Source organism: Bacillus sp. AR2-1 (genome assembly GCF_008368755.1).
Lineage (GTDB): Bacteria > Bacillota > Bacilli > Bacillales > Bacillaceae_G > Bacillus_A > Bacillus_A wiedmannii.
Window position 1 is genome coordinate 554,698 of the sequence record NZ_QORY01000008.1, and the last position, 19,840, is coordinate 574,537.

At 37.9% G+C, this 19,840-nt stretch carries 18 protein-coding genes; all 18 read left to right on the forward strand.

Going from position 1 to position 19,840, the window contains the following annotated elements:
• The first annotated feature begins 22 nt into the window (after nt 1-22).
• Nucleotides 23-802, forward strand: coding sequence for a GTP-sensing pleiotropic transcriptional regulator CodY (codY, locus tag DT250_RS12665; RefSeq protein WP_000421290.1), 780 nt, complete (start codon nt 23-25; stop codon nt 800-802).
• 350 nt (nt 803-1,152) lie between these two features.
• Entirely contained in the window at nt 1,153-1,854 is a 702-nt protein-coding gene (gene rpsB, locus DT250_RS12670) for a 30S ribosomal protein S2 (protein ID WP_048546000.1), read from the forward strand.
• 103 nt (nt 1,855-1,957) lie between these two features.
• Nucleotides 1,958-2,845 (forward strand): translation elongation factor Ts, encoded by an 888-nt coding sequence (tsf, locus tag DT250_RS12675; protein ID WP_048545999.1) that lies wholly within the window; start codon nt 1,958-1,960, stop codon nt 2,843-2,845.
• 66 nt (nt 2,846-2,911) lie between these two features.
• Nucleotides 2,912-3,634, forward strand: a complete 723-nt coding sequence (gene pyrH, locus DT250_RS12680) for a UMP kinase (protein WP_000042666.1) — start codon at nt 2,912-2,914, stop codon at nt 3,632-3,634.
• A 2-nt stretch (nt 3,635-3,636) separates the two neighbouring features.
• Entirely contained in the window at nt 3,637-4,194 is a 558-nt protein-coding gene (gene frr, locus DT250_RS12685; protein ID WP_000531506.1) for a ribosome recycling factor, read from the forward strand.
• 85 nt (nt 4,195-4,279) lie between these two features.
• Nucleotides 4,280-5,056, forward strand: a complete 777-nt coding sequence (gene uppS / locus DT250_RS12690; RefSeq protein WP_000971311.1) for an isoprenyl transferase — start codon at nt 4,280-4,282, stop codon at nt 5,054-5,056.
• A 17-nt stretch (nt 5,057-5,073) separates the two neighbouring features.
• Entirely contained in the window at nt 5,074-5,865 is a 792-nt protein-coding gene (gene cdsA, locus DT250_RS12695) for a phosphatidate cytidylyltransferase (RefSeq protein ID WP_048545995.1), read from the forward strand.
• Between the two features lie 23 nt (nt 5,866-5,888).
• On the forward strand, nt 5,889-7,031 hold the full coding sequence (gene dxr / locus DT250_RS12700) for a 1-deoxy-D-xylulose-5-phosphate reductoisomerase (RefSeq protein WP_000790363.1): 1,143 nt from the start codon (nt 5,889-5,891) through the stop codon (nt 7,029-7,031).
• 16 nt (nt 7,032-7,047) lie between these two features.
• Nucleotides 7,048-8,304, forward strand: a complete 1,257-nt coding sequence (gene rseP, locus DT250_RS12705) for an RIP metalloprotease RseP (RefSeq protein WP_060488431.1) — start codon at nt 7,048-7,050, stop codon at nt 8,302-8,304.
• 109 nt (nt 8,305-8,413) lie between these two features.
• On the forward strand, nt 8,414-10,114 hold the full coding sequence (locus DT250_RS12710) for a proline--tRNA ligase (protein WP_046956487.1): 1,701 nt from the start codon (nt 8,414-8,416) through the stop codon (nt 10,112-10,114).
• 124 nt (nt 10,115-10,238) lie between these two features.
• Nucleotides 10,239-14,540, forward strand: a complete 4,302-nt coding sequence (locus tag DT250_RS12715) for a PolC-type DNA polymerase III (RefSeq protein ID WP_048545990.1) — start codon at nt 10,239-10,241, stop codon at nt 14,538-14,540.
• 333 nt (nt 14,541-14,873) lie between these two features.
• Nucleotides 14,874-15,344: a ribosome maturation factor RimP gene (rimP, locus tag DT250_RS12720; protein WP_000359099.1), complete on the forward strand. Its 471-nt coding sequence runs from the start codon at nt 14,874-14,876 to the stop codon at nt 15,342-15,344.
• A gap of 17 nt (nt 15,345-15,361) precedes the next feature.
• Nucleotides 15,362-16,468, forward strand: coding sequence for a transcription termination factor NusA (gene nusA, locus DT250_RS12725; RefSeq protein WP_000102596.1), 1,107 nt, complete (start codon nt 15,362-15,364; stop codon nt 16,466-16,468).
• Between the two features lie 11 nt (nt 16,469-16,479).
• Nucleotides 16,480-16,752, forward strand: coding sequence for an RNase P modulator RnpM (gene rnpM, locus DT250_RS12730; protein WP_000071127.1), 273 nt, complete (start codon nt 16,480-16,482; stop codon nt 16,750-16,752).
• On the forward strand, nt 16,753-17,064 hold the full coding sequence (locus DT250_RS12735; RefSeq protein ID WP_001286521.1) for a YlxQ family RNA-binding protein: 312 nt from the start codon (nt 16,753-16,755) through the stop codon (nt 17,062-17,064). It begins immediately after the preceding gene.
• A gap of 4 nt (nt 17,065-17,068) precedes the next feature.
• Nucleotides 17,069-19,129, forward strand: coding sequence for a translation initiation factor IF-2 (gene infB / locus DT250_RS12740; RefSeq protein WP_000036353.1), 2,061 nt, complete (start codon nt 17,069-17,071; stop codon nt 19,127-19,129).
• A complete protein-coding gene (locus DT250_RS12745) occupies nt 19,126-19,407 on the forward strand; it encodes a DUF503 domain-containing protein (RefSeq protein ID WP_000582364.1) in 282 nt (93 codons plus the stop codon). The genes infB and DT250_RS12745 overlap by 4 nt, the downstream gene beginning before the upstream one ends.
• A 15-nt stretch (nt 19,408-19,422) precedes the next feature.
• Complete coding sequence (rbfA, locus tag DT250_RS12750) at nt 19,423-19,779, forward strand: 30S ribosome-binding factor RbfA (protein WP_000776445.1); 357 nt, start codon at nt 19,423-19,425, stop codon at nt 19,777-19,779.
• Nucleotides 19,780-19,840 lie beyond the last annotated feature (61 nt).

Genomic DNA, 19,840 nt, shown 5'->3' on the forward strand with positions numbered 1-19,840 from the left:
ACATGTAGGAGGAACTTTTGAAATGGAATTATTAGCAAAAACAAGAAAATTAAATGCGTTATTACAGAGCGCAGCAGGAAAGCCTGTAAACTTTAGAGAAATGTCTGACACAATGTGTGAAGTAATTGAAGCGAACGTATTCGTAGTAAGTCGTCGTGGTAAATTACTAGGTTATGCAATTCACCAACAAATTGAGAATGAGCGTATGAAACAAATGCTTGCAGAGCGTCAATTCCCGGAAGAGTACACGCAAAGCTTATTCAACATTACAGAAACGTCTTCAAACTTAGATGTAAACAGTGCTTACACAGCATTCCCAGTAGAAAATAGAGAATTATTCGGTCAAGGTTTAACTACAATCGTACCAATCGTTGGTGGTGGTGAGCGTCTAGGCACATTAGTGTTAGCTCGTCTTGGTCAAGAGTTCTTAGACGATGATTTAATCCTTGCTGAATACAGTTCAACTGTAGTAGGTATGGAAATCTTACGTGAAAAAGCAGAAGAAATCGAAGAGGAAGCACGTAGTAAAGCTGTTGTTCAAATGGCGATTAGCTCATTATCTTACAGTGAGTTAGAAGCAATCGAGCATATCTTCGAAGAATTAAATGGAACAGAAGGTTTACTTGTTGCAAGTAAAATTGCTGATCGCGTAGGAATTACTCGCTCTGTAATCGTAAATGCACTACGTAAATTAGAAAGTGCTGGTGTTATTGAGTCTCGCTCTTTAGGTATGAAAGGAACATACATTAAAGTGCTAAACGACAAGTTTCTACAGGAACTTGCTAAATTAAAAACAAACTAATTTATAAAACTCTCCTCGTTTTTTGAGGAGAGTTTTTTGTGTGTAAAAGATTAATGGTGTCTGTAAAAAGCGTCATAATCGTGTTCTTTGGAAAAGCTATGAGTTGAATTTCACTTTTTTGCTTAAAAGAAATGCAGGTTGGTAATACTAGAATTCGAGTGTGAACAAAGAAAGTTTTACATTGTTCGCATTTTCGACTTGATTGTAATATTTCAGTATGATATAGTAAGCAGTGGTGTCAGTACAAAGTACACACGTTTGCTGATTTAAGTGTTGGTGCTACGTTTGTAGTTTCGCTTAGAGATGAAGTAAACGGAGGATATCAAAAACCATTTAGGAGGAACTATATTATGTCAGTAATTTCTATGAAGCAATTGCTTGAAGCTGGTGTTCATTTCGGACATCAAACTCGTCGTTGGAACCCAAAAATGAAGCGTTACATTTTCACAGAGCGTAACGGTATCTACATCATCGACTTACAAAAAACTGTGAAAAAAGTTGAGGAAGCTTACAGAACGATGCGCGACATCGCTGCTGAAGGTGGAGACATTTTATTCGTAGGTACTAAAAAACAAGCACAAGAAGCTATTAAAGAAGAAGCAACTCGTGCTGGTATGTACTTCGTTAACCAACGTTGGTTAGGTGGAACTTTAACAAACTTCCAAACAATCCAAAAGCGTATCAAGCGTCTTAAAGACATCGAAAGAATGCAAGAAGATGGTACTTTCGAAGTACTTCCTAAGAAAGAAGTTGTTCAACTTAAAAAAGAGTTAGAGCGTCTTGAGAAATTCTTAGGCGGTATTAAAGATATGAAAGGTCTTCCAAGTGCATTATTCATAGTAGACCCTCGTAAAGAGCGTATTGCAGTTGCTGAAGCACGCAAATTACACATTCCAATCATCGGTATCGTTGATACAAACTGTGATCCAGACGAAATCGATCACGTTATCCCAGCAAACGATGATGCAATTCGTGCTGTAAAACTTCTTACATCTAAAATGGCAGACGCGATCCTTGAAGCAAAACAAGGTGAAGAAACTGTTACTGCGTAACAAATTTGGAAAGGTGATAAGGGGTTCGGCCTTTTATCACCTTTTTTAAGGTATAAACACCTTTATAAAAGGTATAAATACATATTTTAGGAGGATGAAAAATATGGCAATCACTGCACAAATGGTAAAAGAACTTCGTGAAAAAACAGGCGCAGGTATGATGGACTGCAAAAAAGCTTTAACTGAGACTAATGGCGACATGGAGAAAGCAATTGACTTCTTACGTGAAAAAGGTATTGCAAAAGCTGCTAAAAAAGCAGACCGCATCGCTGCTGAAGGCTTAACTTTCATCGAAACAAACGGTAACGAAGGTTTAATCTTAGAATTAAACTCTGAAACTGATTTCGTTGCGAAAAACGAAGGTTTCCAAGCATTAATTAAAGAATTAGCTGCACACTTATTAACTAACAAACCAGCTAACATTGAAGAAGCTATGGCTCAAACAATCGAAGGCGGCAAAACAGTAGAAGAGCACATCAACGAAGCAATCGCTAAAATTGGTGAAAAACTTACACTTCGTCGTTTCGAAATCGTATCAAAAACTGATGCTGATGCATTCGGCGCTTACCTACACATGGGTGGACGTATTGGTGTATTAACAGTTCTTGAAGGTTCTACTGACGAAGCTGCTGCTAAAGATGTAGCAATGCACATCGCAGCAGTTAACCCTAAATACATCGACCGCGATGCTGTAACAGCTGAAGAAGTTGAGCATGAGCGTCAAGTATTGACACAACAAGCTTTAAACGAAGGCAAGCCTGAAAAAATCGTTGCAAAAATGGTTGAAGGCCGTCTAGGCAAATTCTTCGAAGAAATTTGCTTACTTGACCAAGCATTCGTTAAAAACCCTGATATGAAAGTTCGCCAGTTCGTTGAGTCTAAAGGCGGAACATTAAAAGGATTCGTTCGCTACGCTGTTGGTGAAGGTATCGAAAAACGCGAAGACAACTTTGCTGAAGAAGTAATGAACCAAGTAAAAGGTAGCAACTAATAAAGATTAGGGAACACATTGTGTTCCCTTTTTTAAAATAAAGATGTAAGCAATTGGAGGTTCATTATGAGTAAACCGAAATATAATCGTGTCGTATTAAAGCTAAGCGGAGAAGCGTTAGCTGGCGAACAAGGATTTGGAATTAACCCGTCTGTTATTAAATCAGTTGCGGAACAAGTGAAAGAAATTGCAGAACTTGATGTAGAGGTTGCTGTTGTTGTTGGTGGCGGAAACATTTGGCGTGGAAAAATCGGAAGTGAAATGGGAATGGATCGTGCTGGAGCAGATTACATGGGTATGTTAGCAACAGTTATGAACTCATTAGCTCTTCAAGATAGCCTAGAGAACATTGGAATTCAAACTCGTGTTCAAACTTCAATCGAAATGCGTCAAGTAGCAGAGCCTTACATTCGTCGTAAAGCAATTCGTCATCTAGAGAAAAAACGTGTTGTGATCTTTGCAGCAGGTACAGGTAACCCATATTTCTCTACAGATACAACGGCAGCACTACGTGCAGCGGAAATCGAAGCAGACGTTATCTTAATGGCGAAAAACAATGTAGATGGCGTATATAATGCAGATCCATCTCTTGACCCAACAGCTACGAAATACGAAACACTTACTTACTTAGATGTATTAAAAGAAGGTTTAGGTGTAATGGATTCAACAGCTTCTTCTTTATGTATGGACAATGATATTCCATTAATTGTATTCTCGGTTATGGAAAAAGGTAACATTAAACGTGCCGTTTTAGGCGAAAATATCGGAACAGTTGTAAGGGGGAAATAAATATGGGACAACAAGTATTGAAGTCTTCAAATGAAAAAATGGAAAAAGCAGTTGCTGCTTACTCTCGTGAATTGGCAACAGTTCGCGCAGGTCGTGCAAGCTCGTCTGTATTAGATAAGGTACAAGTTGATTACTATGGTGCACCAACACCTGTTGTGCAATTAGCGAACATTACAGTTCCAGAAGCACGTTTACTTGTAATTCAACCTTATGATAAAACTTCTATCGGTGATATTGAAAAAGCAATCTTAAAAGCAGATTTAGGCTTAAATCCTTCTAATGATGGAACTGTAATTCGTATTGCATTCCCTGCATTAACAGAAGAGCGTCGTCGCGATCTTGTAAAAGTTGTGAAAAAATATGCTGAAGAAGCAAAAGTTGCTGTTCGTAACGTACGTCGTGACAGTAACGATGATCTTAAGAAGCTTGAAAAAGCTGGCGATATTACAGAAGATGATTTAAGAGGATATACTGAAGATATCCAAAAAGAAACAGATAAATATATTGCAAAAGTTGACGAAATCGCAAAAAACAAAGAAAAAGAAATCATGGAAGTGTAATAGCGATACCTTCGCAAATATGACCCTCTTCTTAAGGGGGTCTTTTTACACTTTTAGGCATACGTCTGCTTGCTGGAGGGTATGAATGATGTTTAAAAACTTTCCTTTTTTTAAAAGTAAAAAGGTCGCATCGTTTGATCATCTCGTTGAAAAAGTGAAAAAAGGATACATCCCAGAACATATTGCCATCATTATGGATGGTAATGGAAGATGGGCAAAGAGGAGAGCGATGCCTCGTATTGCGGGACATCATGAAGGCATGCAAGTTGTAAAGAAAATCACAAAATTTGCAAGCAAACTTAATGTGAAAGTGTTAACTCTTTATGCTTTTTCAACTGAGAACTGGAAAAGACCGAAAAAGGAAGTTGACTATTTAATGAGGCTTCCAGAAGAATTTCTAGGTACATTTTTACCAGAATTGATTGAAGAGAACGTACAAGTCCGAGTGATAGGACAACAAGATCGTCTTCCTACGCATACACGCAGAGCGATGGAAAAGGCCATGGAAGATACGAAAGAGAATACGGGATTAATTCTTAATTTCGCGTTAAACTATGGAAGTCGAGATGAGATCGTTTCTGCTGTGCAACATATGGTGAAAGATAGTGAGGAAGGAAAAATTCGTGTTGAAGATGTAAGTGAAGAAATGCTTTCTTCCTACTTAATGACGAGTTCTTTACCTGATCCAGAGTTGTTAATTCGTACGAGCGGAGAGCTACGTATTAGTAATTTCATGTTATGGCAAATTGCATATTCGGAGTTTTGGTTTACAGATGTGTATTGGCCAGATTTTACCGAGGAACATTTGCTAAATGCGATTACAGACTTTCAACATAGAGGGCGCAGATTCGGAGGCGTGTAGAAAGAGAGGGTTTGGTAGTGAAACAGAGAATTATTACTGGAGTGGTTGCTGCCGCGCTATTCATTCCCATCGTAATTTACGGTGGCGTGCCTTTTACGGTTTTAGTGTATGCACTTGCTTCTATAGGTTTATATGAATTAATTCGTATGAATAAGCTTACGCTTATTTCAATACCAACAGTTTTAGCTGCAGTATTATTATGGGTTATTTTAATTCCAAGCAGTGCATCAGAACTGTTTACTTGGATTGGATTAGGTAAATTAGAAATCACATTTGTGATTGTTTTATTACTTTTATCATATACAGTCCTTTCTAAGAATACATTTACTTTTGACCATGCTTCCTTTTTACTAATGGCAACAACATATGTTGCAATGGGATTCTTATATTTGAATGAAACGAGAATTTTAGGAATTAAATATGTGTTTTGCGCATTATTTGTTATATGGGCTACCGATTCAGGCGCATATTTCGTAGGGAAAGCATTAGGAAAAAGAAAATTATGGCCAGAAATTAGTCCGAATAAAACGATTGAAGGTTCATTAGGCGGCATCGTTTGTGGGATTGTTGTGGCACTTGTTTACAATATGTTCTTCCCAGTTGAGGCTAATGTAGGGATTTTAATTGTGTTGACAATTATCATTTCTATTTTTGGACAAATTGGTGATTTAGTACAATCTGCATTTAAACGTCATTATGGCGTAAAAGATTCAGGTACAATTTTACCTGGACATGGTGGTATATTAGATCGAACAGATAGTTGGTTATTTGTTTTACCAATTCTCTACTTCTTATTACAATACAATTAATAAATGAACGAGGGGTTGGAGTCATGAAAAACATTAGTTTATTAGGTGCAAGCGGATCAATTGGTACACAAACTTTAGATGTATTACGCTCGCACCCAGACCAATTCCGTCTCGTTGCTTTTTCTGTAGGGAAAAATATTGACTACGCAGTAAAGGTAATTCAAGAATTTTCTCCGCAAATTGTCTCTGTGCAAAGAGAGGAAGATGTTTTAAAATTACAAGCTGTCTCTGGTAATACAAAAATTGTATATGGTAGTGAAGGGCTTTTAGAAGTAGCATTACATCCAGATGCAGAGATTGTAGTAAATGCTGTTGTAGGTAGCGTAGGGTTGTTACCAACACTTCGTGCAATTGAGGCGAAAAAAACAATCGGAATTGCAAACAAAGAAACGTTAGTAACCGCAGGGCATCTTGTAATGGAAGCAGCACGAAAACATAATGTTTCGTTACTTCCAGTAGACAGTGAACATTCAGCTATTTTTCAATGCTTGAATGGTGAAAATGAAAAAAGAATTTCTCGACTAATTATTACGGCTTCTGGTGGAAGTTTCCGTGATAAAACGAGAGATGAATTGCATCATGTGACCGTAGAAGATGCGCTTCGACATCCAAACTGGTCAATGGGTTCGAAAATTACAATTGATTCTGCTACAATGATGAATAAGGGGCTAGAAGTAATTGAAGCACATTGGCTTTTTGGTATCCCTTATGAGCAAATCGATGTTGTTTTACATAAAGAAAGTATTATTCATTCTATGGTTGAATTTGAAGATCGTAGTGTGATGGCACAGCTTGGTTCACCTGATATGCGAGTACCAATTCAATACGCACTTACATATCCTGATCGATTACCTCTTTCAGACACAAAGCAGTTAAATTTATGGGAAATGGGAACATTGCATTTTGAGAAAATGAACCAAGAACGTTTCCGTTGTTTGCGTTTTGCGTATGAAGCTGGAAAAACAGGTGGAAGTATGCCAGCTGTAATGAATGCAGCGAATGAAGTAGCTGTTGAAGCGTTTTTACAAAAGAGAATTGGTTTCTTAACAGTGGAAGACCTCATTGAAAAAGCAATGAACCATCACAATGTCATTGCACGTCCGAGCTTAGAGGAAATTCTGGAAATTGATGCAACCACAAGACGGTTTGTGATGGAACAAATTTAGCAAAGGTGGTATGGAATTGAATACAGCGATTGCCTTTATATTAATTTTCGGTGCACTCGTATTTTTCCATGAGCTAGGGCATCTATATTTCGCAAAAAGAGCAGGTATTTTATGCCGTGAGTTTGCGATTGGTTTTGGTCCGAAAATATTCTCATTTGAAAAGAATGAAACGGTGTATACGATTCGATTACTGCCCCTTGGTGGCTATGTAAGAATGGCTGGCGAGGATGCAGACACAGTTGAGTTAAAGCCTGGAAAAAAGGTTGGCCTTGTATTAAATGAAAAAGACGAAGTTGCGAAATTAGTTTTTGATGGATATGAAAAGTATCCAAATGTTCGTGTCATTGAAGTCGAACAAGCTGATTTAGAGCATAATTTAACAATTTCGGGCTATGAAGAGTACGAGGAAGAGCTTCAAACATTCCGAGTGAATGAAAAGGCTCGTATTATTACTGCTGGTGAAGAAATACAAATTGCTCCGTATAATAGGCAATTCGGCTCCAAGAAATTGGGTCAACGTGCCTTAACAATCTTTGCAGGTCCTGCAATGAACTTCATTTTAGCATTTGTTATTTTTGTGATTCTTGGATTTGTACAAGGTGTTCCTGTTGACAAGCCAATGGTCGGAAAAGTAATGGAGAATAGTGCCGCCGAGCAAGCCGGATTAAAAGAAAATGATACAATTCAAGCAATCGATGGGAAAAACACAAGTACATGGAAAGATGTTGTTACCATTGTACGTGGAAACCCAAATAAAGAAATTACGTTACAAGTAAAGCGTGATAATGAACAGTTTAATGTAAAAGTAACGCCAACACTCGATAAAGAAGGAAAAGACGAAGTAGGTAGAATTGGTGTTTACTCTCCAGTAGAGAAAACAGTAATGGGTTCTATTAAATCAGGATTTGAACAAACATACCAATGGACAAAACTAATTTTTGATTCACTTGTGAAATTAGTAACTGGTCAATTCTCTATTAATGAGTTGTCAGGTCCAGTAGGAATTTATAATCTAACAGATCAAGTCGTAGATTATGGATTTACGCGTGTATTAAGTTTAGCAGCAGTTTTAAGTATTAACCTTGGTTTATTTAATTTACTACCAGTCCCTGCTTTAGACGGTGGACGTTTGTTCTTCTTCTTAATTGAAGCGTTACGAGGGAAACCAATTGACCGCCAAAAAGAAGGAATGGTTCACTTTATTGGTTTTGCATTATTAATGTTACTTATGTTAGTTGTAACTTGGAATGACATTCGTAAGTTTTTCTTGTAAAATAAAGTGAAACTTATAATGAAATAGAGCTCGTAGAATAAAATCCCTCACCTAACTCGAGGTGAGGGGTTTTACTGCGTGTAAGAGTAAAATGAAGAGGTGCGAATAAATGAAACAAAGTATGGTATTCAGTCCTACATTACGTGAAGTTCCAGCTGATGCGGAGATTAAGAGTCATCAGTTATTACTTCGTGCAGGTTTTATGCGTCAAAATGCTTCTGGTATTTATAGTTTTCTACCATTTGGATTAAAAGTACTACACAAAGTAGAACGTATCGTTCGAGAAGAAATGGAGCGCGCAGGAGCTGTAGAATTATTAATGCCAGCGATGCAAGCTGCAGAATTATGGCAAGAATCAGGCCGTTGGTATTCTTACGGATCTGAATTAATGCGTATGAAAGATCGTAACGCTCGTGAATTCGCATTAGGAGCGACACATGAAGAAGTAATTACGGATCTTGTACGTGATGAAGTGAAATCATATAAAAAATTACCGTTAACATTGTACCAAATTCAAACGAAATTCCGTGATGAACAAAGACCTCGTTTCGGTTTATTACGTGGAAGAGAGTTTCTAATGAAAGATGCATACTCTTTCCATGCTACACAAGAGAGTTTAGATGAAGTATACGATCGCTTATACAAAGCATACTCTAACATTTTTGCTCGTTGTGGCTTGAATTTCCGTGCAGTTATTGCTGACTCTGGAGCAATGGGCGGAAAAGATACGCATGAATTTATGGTATTATCTGAAGTTGGTGAAGATACAATTGCATACTCTGATACATCTAATTATGCAGCAAACATCGAAATGGCTCCTGTGGTAGCTACGTATACGAAGAGTGATGAAGCAGAAAAGGCACTTGAAAAAGTAGCAACACCAGATCAAAAAGCAATTGAAGAAGTATCTGCATTCTTAAACATTGAAGCTGACAAGTGCATTAAGTCTATGGTATTTAAAGTAGATGAGAAATTAGTAGTTGTACTTGTTCGTGGTGATCATGAAGTAAACGATGTAAAAGTGAAAAATGTATACGGCGCTTCAGTTGTTGAGCTTGCTTCTCATGAAGAAGTGAAAGAGTTATTAAACTGTGAAGTTGGTTCTTTAGGACCGATTGGTGTAACAGGTGATATCGAAATTATCGCAGACCATGCTGTAGCATCAATTGTTAACGGATGTTCAGGAGCGAACGAAGAAGGGTTCCATTATGTAAATGTAAATCCAGAACGTGACTTTAAAGTAAGTCAATATACAGATTTACGCTTTATTCAAGAAGGAGACCAGTCTCCAGATGGAAATGGAACAATTCTTTTCGCACGCGGAATTGAAGTTGGCCATGTATTCAAATTAGGAACTCGTTATAGTGAAGCAATGAACGCAACATTCCTAGATGAAAACGGAAAAACACAACCACTTATTATGGGTTGTTACGGTATCGGTGTATCTCGTACAGTGGCAGCAATCGCAGAGCAGTTTAATGATGAGAACGGTTTAGTTTGGCCAAAAGCTGTTGCACCGTTCCATGTGCATGTAATTCCAGTAAATATGAAATCTGATGCGCAACGTGAAATGGGTGAAAACATCTACAACTCATTACAAGAGCAAGGGTACGAAGTATTACTAGATGATCGTGCAGAACGTGCAGGTGTTAAATTTGCAGATGCAGATTTATTCGGCCTTCCAGTTCGCGTGACAGTTGGTAAAAAAGCAGACGAAGGTATTGTAGAAGTGAAAGTACGTGCTACAGGCGAGTCTGAAGAAGTGAAAGTAGAAGAACTTCAAACATATATTGCAAATATTTTAAAATAAGAAGAGGTACCTCGTAATGAGGTACCTTCTCTTTCTTTGTAAACGTATTTTGTAAAAGAAGAAGGGAGAAATCTTTCTTTGTAGTACGTTTCAATTTATAATAGCAAATGGAAGGAGAGTGCTTATGTCTTTAACAAATGAACAACAAGAGCGATTTCAAATTTTGCTCCAGCAGTTGCAAATACCAGACGACCTTATAAATCAATATTTACAAGGTGGTGGCATTGAAAGGCTCGTTATTGATAAAACGAATAAAAGTTGGCATTTTGATTTACAAGTGCCACGAATTTTGCCTACAGAATTATATGAATTGCTAGAAACAAAGCTTAAGCAATCATTTTCTCATATTGCAAGAACAACATTTGCATTAGAAACAGAGAATAAACAATTTACAGAAGAAGAAGTGAGGGCGTATTGGCCACTTTGTACGGAACGAATTACATTTTCACCTATGTTTGCTTACTTAAAAAAGCAGCTTCCGCAGGTGAATGGAGTGAAGTTGCTAATAAATGTGAATAATGAGCTGGAATCTACTGCTTTAAAGAAAAACGTTGCGAAACCAGTAGGGGATCAATACGAAACTTTTGGATTCCCGCGTTTTCAGTTAGACACACATATACAGCAAAATACAGAAGAAATGCAAAAGTTTCGTGAGCAAACGCAGCAAGAAGATCGTGAACGTGTTATACAAGCTATGGAAGAAATGGCAAAGAAGCAAGCTGAAGAAAGTAGCGTTGTGCATGAAGGGCCGGTTGTACTCGGATATCTTATTAAGCCGGATGAAGAGATTACACCGATGCGAGAAATTCAAGATGAAGAAAGAAGAAAAACAGTTCAAGGGTATGTCTTCCATGTAGAAACGAAAGAGCTACGTAGTGGCCGTACGTTATTAACTTTAAAAATAACAGACTATACGGATTCAATTATGATCAAAATGTTCTCGCGTGACAAAGAAGATATTCCAATGCTGCAATCCTTGAAAAAAGGAATGTGGGTGAAAGCGCGTGGTTCTGTTCAAAATGATACATTCGTTCGAGATTTAGTAATGATTGCAAATGATATAAATGAAATAACAGGACCGTCTCGTAAAGATAAAGCGCCAGAAGGTGAAAAACGTGTAGAGCTGCATCTTCACACACCGATGAGCCAAATGGACGCTGTTACTCCTGTTTCTAGACTTGTTGCCCAAGCAGGTAAATGGGGACATGAGGCAATCGCTGTTACAGACCATGCTGTTGCGCAGTCTTTCCCAGAGGCATATTCTGCGGGTAAAAAGGCTGGGGTTAAAGTTATATATGGTGTAGAGGCGAATTTAGTTAATGATGGTGTACCGATTGCATATAACGAAGCGCATCGTTTACTTGCAGAGGAAACTTATGTTGTTTTCGACGTTGAGACGACAGGTTTATCAGCTGTATATGATACTGTTATCGAGTTAGCGGCTGTAAAAGTAAAAGGTGGCGAAATTATTGACCGCTTTGAATCTTTCGCAAATCCACATCAACCATTATCTGCGACGATTATTGAATTAACAGGTATTACAGATGATATGTTAACGGATGCACCAGAAGTGGACGAAGTGTTTAAAAAGTTTGAAGAATGGATGGGCGACCATACACTTGTTGCTCATAACGCAAGTTTTGATATGGGCTTTATTAACGTAGGTTTTAAAAAGGCTGGACTAGAAAAAACGAATAATCCTGTTATTGATACGTTAGAACTTGCAAGATTCTTATTCCCGGAAATGAAAAACCATCGATTAAATACGATGTGTAAAAAGCTTGATATTGAATTAACGCAACATCACCGTGCGATTTATGATACAGAAGCAACAGGGTACTTACTTGTGAAAATGTTAAAAGATGTGATTGAAAAGGGATTTGAATATCACGATCAATTAAATGATAGCATGGGGCAAGGGGATGCGTATAAGCGTGGACGTCCAAGTCATATGACGTTACTTGCGACATCAGATGTAGGGTTGAAAAATTTATATAAACTTGTTTCCTATTCTCACCTAAATTACTTTTACCGTGTACCACGAGTACCAAGGTCACTATTAAAAAAATATCGTGAAGGAATTTTAGTAGGAACGGCTTGTGATAAAGGTGAAGTGTTTGAGGCGATGATGCAAAAAGCTCCTGAAGAGGTAGAAGAAATTGCGCAGTTCTATGATTACATTGAAGTAATGCCTCCAGAGGTGTTACGTCATTTAGTAGAGCGTGAACTTGTTCGAGATGAGGGACAATTAAAAACAATTATTTCTAACTTAGTAAAACTAGGTGAGACGTTAGATAAACCAGTTGTTGCTACAGGAAACGTGCATTATATAGATCCAGAGGATGCAATGTATCGCAAGATTTTAGTCAGTTCGCAGGGCGGAGCCAATCCGTTAAACCGACATTCATTACCACCTGTACATTTCCGTACAACGGATGAAATGTTAGAGTGTTTTTCATTCTTAGGTGAAGACGTAGCGAAAGAAATTGTTGTAACGAATACACAAAAGATTGCATCATTAATTGGTGATGTTCATCCAGTGAAAGATGATCTATATACACCGAAAATTGAAGGTGCAGATGATGAGACGCGTGATATGAGTTATAAAATGGCGCGTAGCATTTATGGTGAAGAGTTACCTGAAATTGTAGAAGCGCGTTTAGAAAAAGAATTAAAAAGTATTATTGGGCATGGATTTGCCGTAATTTATTTAATTTCACATAAGCTTGTGAAAAAATCGTTAGTAGACGGATATTTAGTAGGTTCGCGTGGATCGGTAGGTTCATCATTCGTTGCAACGATGATGGAAATTACAGAAGTAAACCCATTACCACCACACTATGTATGTCCGAAGTGTAAGCAATCAGAATTCTTTAATGATGGTTCTGTAGGTTCTGGTTTTGACTTGCCGGATAAAGAATGTCCTGCATGTAATGTTCCATACGTGAAAGATGGACATGATATTCCGTTCGAAACGTTCCTTGGATTTAAAGGAGATAAGGTACCCGATATCGATCTGAACTTCTCCGGGGAATACCAACCACGTGCCCATAACTATACGAAAGTACTGTTCGGTGAAGATTATGTATACCGTGCGGGTACAATAGGTACAGTTGCGGAAAAAACGGCTTATGGATATGTAAAAGGTTATGCAAATGATCATAATTTAACGATTCGAAATGCAGAGATTGACCGCTTAGTAGCAGGATGTACGGGCGTAAAACGTACAACCGGACAGCATCCAGGTGGTATTATCGTTGTGCCAGATTACATGGATATCTTTGATTTCTCACCAATTCAGTTTCCGGCAGATTCAATAGGGGCTGAGTGGAGAACGACACACTTTGATTTTCACTCCATTCATGATAATTTATTGAAACTTGATATACTAGGACACGATGATCCTACTGTTATTCGTATGTTACAAGATTTAAGTGGTATTGATCCGAAAACAATCCCAACAGACGATCCGGAAGTAATGAAAATTTTCTCAGGCCCGGAATCGTTAGGGGTAACGGAAGAACAAATTAACTGTAAAACAGGTACACTTGGTATACCAGAGTTTGGTACGAAATTCGTAAGGCAGATGTTAGAAGAGACGAAACCTACGACATTCTCTGAGTTAGTCCAAATCTCTGGACTATCACATGGTACAGACGTATGGCTTGGTAATGCAAACGAGTTAATTTATAACGGTACATGTACGCTGAGTGAAGTTATCGGTTGTCGTGATGACATCATGGTATATTTAATCTATCAAGGTTTAGACCCATCATTAGCCTTCAAAATCATGGAGTCAGTTCGTAAAGGTAAAGGTGTACCGGAAGAATGGGAAGATGACATGAAAAGTAATAATGTACCAGGTTGGTATATTGATTCATGTAAGAAAATAAAGTACATGTTCCCTAAAGCCCATGCGGCTGCTTACGTACTTATGGCTGTACGTATTGCATACTTTAAAGTACATTTCGCGCTTCTATTCTATGCGGCATACTTTACAGTTCGTGCAGATGACTTTGATGTAGAGGCGATGGCGAAAGGTTCAGCATCTATACGTGTAAGAATTGATGAAATTGCGCAAAAAGGTTTGGATGCAGCGCCGAAAGAGAAAAGTTTATTAACAGTACTAGAAATGACACTTGAAATGTGTGAGCGTGGATACTCATTCCAAAAGGTTGATTTATACCGTTCACATGCAACAGAATTTATTATTGATGGGGATACTTTAATTCCTCCATTTAATGCAGTGCCTGGACTTGGTACAAATGCAGCTTTAAGTATTGTAGAAGCACGCAAAAATGGAGATTTCTTATCAAAAGAAGATTTACAGCAGCGCAGTAAGGTTTCGAAAACAATTATTGAGTATTTAGATAGTCAAGGTTGCTTAGGCGATCTACCTGATCAAAACCAGTTATCACTGTTCTAATAGGTAGGAAAATTCTTTGCAAATCAACATTTGCTATGGTATACTATTAACCGAGATAACCATGTCATGTATATTGTGTAAAAAAAAGAGTGGGGAAACCCACTCTTTCGTGTTACTATCTACGTTTTATTGATGTGGAGAGGTAAGAAATTTCTGTCGTATATACATATTTTGTTACAAGTTTTACTTCTTAAATTTGGTAATACTAAGACAGATATTCCCTGCTTAACGGCAGGGGCTTTTGTTAGCTAACGAGAAAGAATAAGATGGACCGTTTTTATGGACGGGGTCTTTTCTTGTAAATGGTACATGGCGGCAGGAAGGAGGCTGTTTATGGATAAGAAAGTCACAGAAGTTGTAGAAGCATTTGCGCAGCCAATCGTTGAAGAGTTAAATCTTGAACTTGTAGATGTAGAGTATGTGCAAGAAGGACAAGACTGGTTCTTACGCGTATTCATCGATTCTGAAAAGGGAGTCGACATTGAAGAATGCGGTGCGGTAAGTGAACGTTTAAGCGAAGCTTTAGATAAAGAGGATCCAATTCCTCATCTTTACTTTTTGGATGTATCATCTCCTGGAGCGGAACGCCCATTAAAGAAAGAGAAAGACTTCCAGCAAGCGGTAGGAAAACAAGTGGCAATTAAAACATATGAGCCGATTGATGGTGAAAAAATGTTTGAAGGAAAGCTACTTTCCTACGATGGTACTACAATTACATTATTATTAACAATTAAAACACGTAAAAAAGAAATCCAAATTTCAATGGATAAAGTTGCAAATGCGCGACTTGCTGTTACGTTTTAGTTAGAAGGGGGATCTTCATGAGCACTGAGTTGTTAGATGCCTTGCTCGTATTAGAGTCAGAAAAAGGAATTAGCAAAGATATTATTATTGATGCGATTGAAGCAGCGTTAATCTCTGCTTATAAACGCAATTTTAACCAAGCACAAAACGTTCGTGTGAGCTTTAACCCAGAAGTGGGAACAATTCAAGTTTTAGCACGTAAAGACGTTGTTGATAATGTGTTTGATCCACGTCTTGAAATTTCTGTTGAAGAAGCAAGACAAATTAATCCAAACTATCAAGATGGTGACGTACTAGAGATTGAAGTAACACCAAAAGATTTCGGTCGTATTGCAGCACAAACTGCAAAACAGGTTGTAACACAACGAGTGCGCGAAGCAGAGCGTGGTGTTATTTACTCTGAGTTTAGTGACCGTGAAGAAGATATCATGGTGGGTATCGTACAACGTCAAGATGCTCGTTTCATCTATGTAAGCTTAGGGAAAGTAGAAGCTTTATTACCTGTAAGTGAGCAAATGCCAAACGAACAGTACAAACCACATGATCGTATTCGCGTATTCATTACGAAAGTAGAAAAAACAACGAAAGGACCACAAATTTACGTATCACGTACACATCCTGGTCTTTTAAAACGTTTATTCGAAATGGAAGTTCCTGAAATTTATGATGGAACTGTTGAAATTCGTTCTGTAGCACGCGAAGCAGGCGATCGCTCTAAAATTTCTGTACATGCAGAGAACATTGATGTTGATCCAGTAGGTTCTTGTGTAGGACCGAAAGGACAACGTGTACAACGCATTGTAGACGAACTAAAAGGCGAAAAGATTGACATCGTTCGCTGGTCAAATGATCCAGTAGAATATGTTGCAAATGCTTTAAGCCCATCACAAGTTGTTAAAGTGCTTGTAGATGAAGAAGAAAAAGCAACAACAGTTGTTGTTCCAGACCACCAACTGTCATTAGCTATTGGTAAGCGTGGACAAAATGCACGTCTTGCAGCTAAATTAACAGGTTGGAAAATTGATATTAAGAGTGAGTCTGATGCGAAACAACTTGGTATTGTAACAGAAGAAGATAGCGTAATCGCATTCGGATTCGATTCAGTTGAAGACGAAATCGAATAGAGGTGATGAGTATGAGCAATCGAAAAGTTCCGTTACGAAAATGTGTTGCAACGCAAGAAATGAAATCAAAACGAGAGCTCGTTCGCATTGTTCGTTCCAAAGAGGGAGAAGTGTCCATTGATTTAACTGGAAAGAAATCAGGACGAGGTGCTTATTTATCAAAAGATAAAGAAAGTATTCTTCAAGCCCAAAAGAAAAATGTTTTGGAACATCATCTAAAAGCGAAAATCGACGGTTCTCTATACGAAGAGCTTCTTGAGCTTGTTGAGAAGGAGTCGAAATAAGTGTCCGATTGGAAATCGTTTTTAGGACTAGCAAACCGGGCTCGGAAAATTATTTCGGGTGAAGAACTTGTTTTAAAAGAAGTACGAAGTGGCAAAGCAAAACTTGTATTGCTATCTGAAGATGCGTCAGCAAATACTACAAAACGCATCACGGATAAAGCGACGTATTACAACGTACCAATGAGAAAGGTCGAAAATCGACAACAATTAGGGCATGCGATTGGGAGAGACGAGCGAGTCGTTGTAGCTGTGTTAGATGAGGGCTTTGCGAAAAAGCTGCGTAGCATGCTCGATACAAATTACCGGGGGTGAAGGTATGAGTAAAATTCGAGTGCATGAATATGCAAAACAACATAATATCTCAAGTAAAGATCTTATGACAAAACTAAAAGAAATGAATATCGAGGTTTCGAATCATATGACAATGTTAGAAGATGAAGTAGTAAATAAATTAGATAATGCGTATCAAACTGAAAAACCTTCTGTTGCAGATGAGTTTGAAGTAGAAGAAAAAGTTGTTCGTAGTAAAAAGAACAGCAATAAGAAAAAGAAAAAAGGCAAAGGAAATGAAGACAAACGTCAAGATAACTTTGCTGGAAGACAACAAACACAAACTGTAGAAACACCAGATAAAGTTACTTTCTCTGGAAGTCTTACAGTAGGTGAGCTTGCTAAAAAATTAAGCAAAGAGCCATCTGAAATTATTAAGAAGCTCTTTATGCTTGGAATTATGGCAACAATTAACCAAGACTTAGATAAAGATACAATTGAGTTAATTGCTACAGATTATGGTATTGAAGTAGAAGAAGAAGTAGTTGTAAGTGAAACTGAATTTGAAACATTCATCGATGAGCAAGATGATGAAGAGAACTTAAAAGAGCGTCCAGCTGTAGTTACAATTATGGGGCATGTTGACCATGGTAAAACAACTTTACTTGACTCTATCCGTAATTCAAAAGTAACTGCAGGCGAAGCAGGTGGAATTACTCAGCATATTGGTGCATACCAAGTTGAAGTAAATGACAAGAAGATTACATTCTTAGATACGCCTGGTCACGCGGCATTTACAACGATGCGTGCTCGTGGTGCGCAAGTAACGGATATTACAATCCTTGTTGTTGCAGCTGATGACGGTGTTATGCCACAAACAGTTGAAGCAATTAGCCATGCGAAAGCAGCTGGAGTACCAATTATTGTAGCTGTGAATAAAATGGATAAACCAGCGGCAAATCCTGATCGTGTAATGCAAGAATTAACAGAATATGAATTAGTTCCAGAAGCTTGGGGCGGAGATACAATTTTCGTACCAATTTCTGCAATTCAAGGTGAAGGAATTGACAACTTATTAGAAATGATTCTTCTTGTAAGTGAAGTAGAAGAATATAAAGCAAATCCAAACCGCTATGCAACTGGTACTGTAATCGAAGCACAGCTTGATAAAGGTAAAGGAACTATCGCGACATTACTTGTTCAAAACGGTACACTTCGAGTTGGAGATCCAATCGTTGTTGGTACTTCATTCGGACGTGTTCGTGCAATGGTAAGTGATATTGGTCGTCGTGTAAAAGTTGCTGGTCCATCAACTCCTGTTGAAATTACAGGTTTAAACGAAGTACCACAAGCGGGAGATCGTTTCATGGCATTCGCTGATGAGAAGAAAGCTCGTCAAATCGGTGAATCACGTGCACAAGAAGCGTTACTTGCTCAGCGTGGTGAAAAATCTAAATTAAGCCTTGAAGATTTATTCCAACAAATCCAAGAAGGCGATGTAAAAGAAATTAACTTAATTGTGAAAGCAGACGTACAAGGTTCTGTAGAAGCAATGGCAGCGTCACTTCGTAAAATTGATGTTGAAGGTGTTAAAGTTAAAATTATCCATACAGGCGTAGGTGCGATTACAGAATCTGATGTTATTTTAGCTTCTGCATCTAATGCAATTGTAATTGGATTTAACGTACGCCCTGATGTGAATGCGAAGCGTACAGCTGAATTAGAGAATGTTGATGTTCGTTTACACCGTATTATCTATAAAGTAATCGAAGAAATCGAATCAGCAATGCAAGGTATGCTGGATCCAGAATTCGAAGAAAAAGTAATCGGTCAAGCGGAAGTACGCCAAACATTCAAAGTAACAAAAGTTGGAACAATCGCAGGTTGTTACGTAATTGACGGTAAAATTACACGTGATAGTGGCGTGCGTATTATCCGTGATGGCGTAGTAATTTTCGAAGGACAACTTGATACGTTAAAACGTTTCAAAGATGACGTAAAAGAAGTTGCACAAAACTATGAGTGTGGTATTACAATTGAGAGATATAATGATCTTAAAGAAGGGGACATCATTGAAGCGTACATTATGGAAGAAGTGAAGCGATGATTATCGCTTCACTCTCATTCGAGTGTATGATTTACGATGTGCATTCTTTAAAAGAGAAACGAGCAATTTTGCAACGGGTGCTAACTCGTGTGAAGCAGCGTTATAATGTAGCTGTTTCAGAAGTAGGGCATCAAGATGTATGGCAACGTACAGAAATTGCAATTGTTTCTGTATCCTCTAATCGTGTTATTTGTGAAAAAGAAATGAATCGTGTACTCGAGTACATCGATTCATTTCCTGAAATTGAACGTACAATAACACAATTGGAATGGTATTGAATGAGGTGAAGAGTTATGAAATTACGTGCAAACCGTGTAGGCGAGCAAATGAAAAAAGAATTAGGCGACATCATCAGTCGTAAAATTAAAGATCCACGTGTTGGATTTGTTACAGTAACAGATGTACAAGTGAGTGGAGATTTACAAATTGCTACAGTATATATTTCTGTTTTAGGTGATGAGGAACAGAAAGAAAGTACATTAAAAGGTTTAGCGAAGGCAAAAGGTTTCATTCGTTCAGAAATTGGCCAGCGTATTCGTCTTCGTAAAACACCGGAAATTTCCTTTGAGTTTGATGAGTCTATCGGATATGGTCATCGAATTGATACACTTTTACATCAAATTAATAAAGACGGTAAACGTGAAGAATAATGGATAGACATTTGTCTATCCATTTTTTCAATGCAAAATTAATTTTGGATAATTAATATGA

Coding starts and splice junctions, on each gene's coding strand:
- codY (WP_000421290.1), top strand. CDS start 23: ATGGAATTATTAGCAAAAACAAGAAAATTAAATGCGTTATTACAGAGC.
- rpsB (WP_048546000.1), top strand. CDS start 1,153: ATGTCAGTAATTTCTATGAAGCAATTGCTTGAAGCTGGTGTTCATTTC.
- tsf (WP_048545999.1), top strand. CDS start 1,958: ATGGCAATCACTGCACAAATGGTAAAAGAACTTCGTGAAAAAACAGGC.
- pyrH (WP_000042666.1), top strand. CDS start 2,912: ATGAGTAAACCGAAATATAATCGTGTCGTATTAAAGCTAAGCGGAGAA.
- frr (WP_000531506.1), top strand. CDS start 3,637: ATGGGACAACAAGTATTGAAGTCTTCAAATGAAAAAATGGAAAAAGCA.
- uppS (WP_000971311.1), top strand. CDS start 4,280: ATGATGTTTAAAAACTTTCCTTTTTTTAAAAGTAAAAAGGTCGCATCG.
- dxr (WP_000790363.1), top strand. CDS start 5,889: ATGAAAAACATTAGTTTATTAGGTGCAAGCGGATCAATTGGTACACAA.
- DT250_RS12710 (WP_046956487.1), top strand. CDS start 8,414: ATGAAACAAAGTATGGTATTCAGTCCTACATTACGTGAAGTTCCAGCT.
- DT250_RS12715 (WP_048545990.1), top strand. CDS start 10,239: ATGTCTTTAACAAATGAACAACAAGAGCGATTTCAAATTTTGCTCCAG.
- rimP (WP_000359099.1), top strand. CDS start 14,874: ATGGATAAGAAAGTCACAGAAGTTGTAGAAGCATTTGCGCAGCCAATC.
- nusA (WP_000102596.1), top strand. CDS start 15,362: ATGAGCACTGAGTTGTTAGATGCCTTGCTCGTATTAGAGTCAGAAAAA.
- rnpM (WP_000071127.1), top strand. CDS start 16,480: ATGAGCAATCGAAAAGTTCCGTTACGAAAATGTGTTGCAACGCAAGAA.
- infB (WP_000036353.1), top strand. CDS start 17,069: ATGAGTAAAATTCGAGTGCATGAATATGCAAAACAACATAATATCTCA.
- DT250_RS12745 (WP_000582364.1), top strand. CDS start 19,126: ATGATTATCGCTTCACTCTCATTCGAGTGTATGATTTACGATGTGCAT.
- rbfA (WP_000776445.1), top strand. CDS start 19,423: ATGAAATTACGTGCAAACCGTGTAGGCGAGCAAATGAAAAAAGAATTA.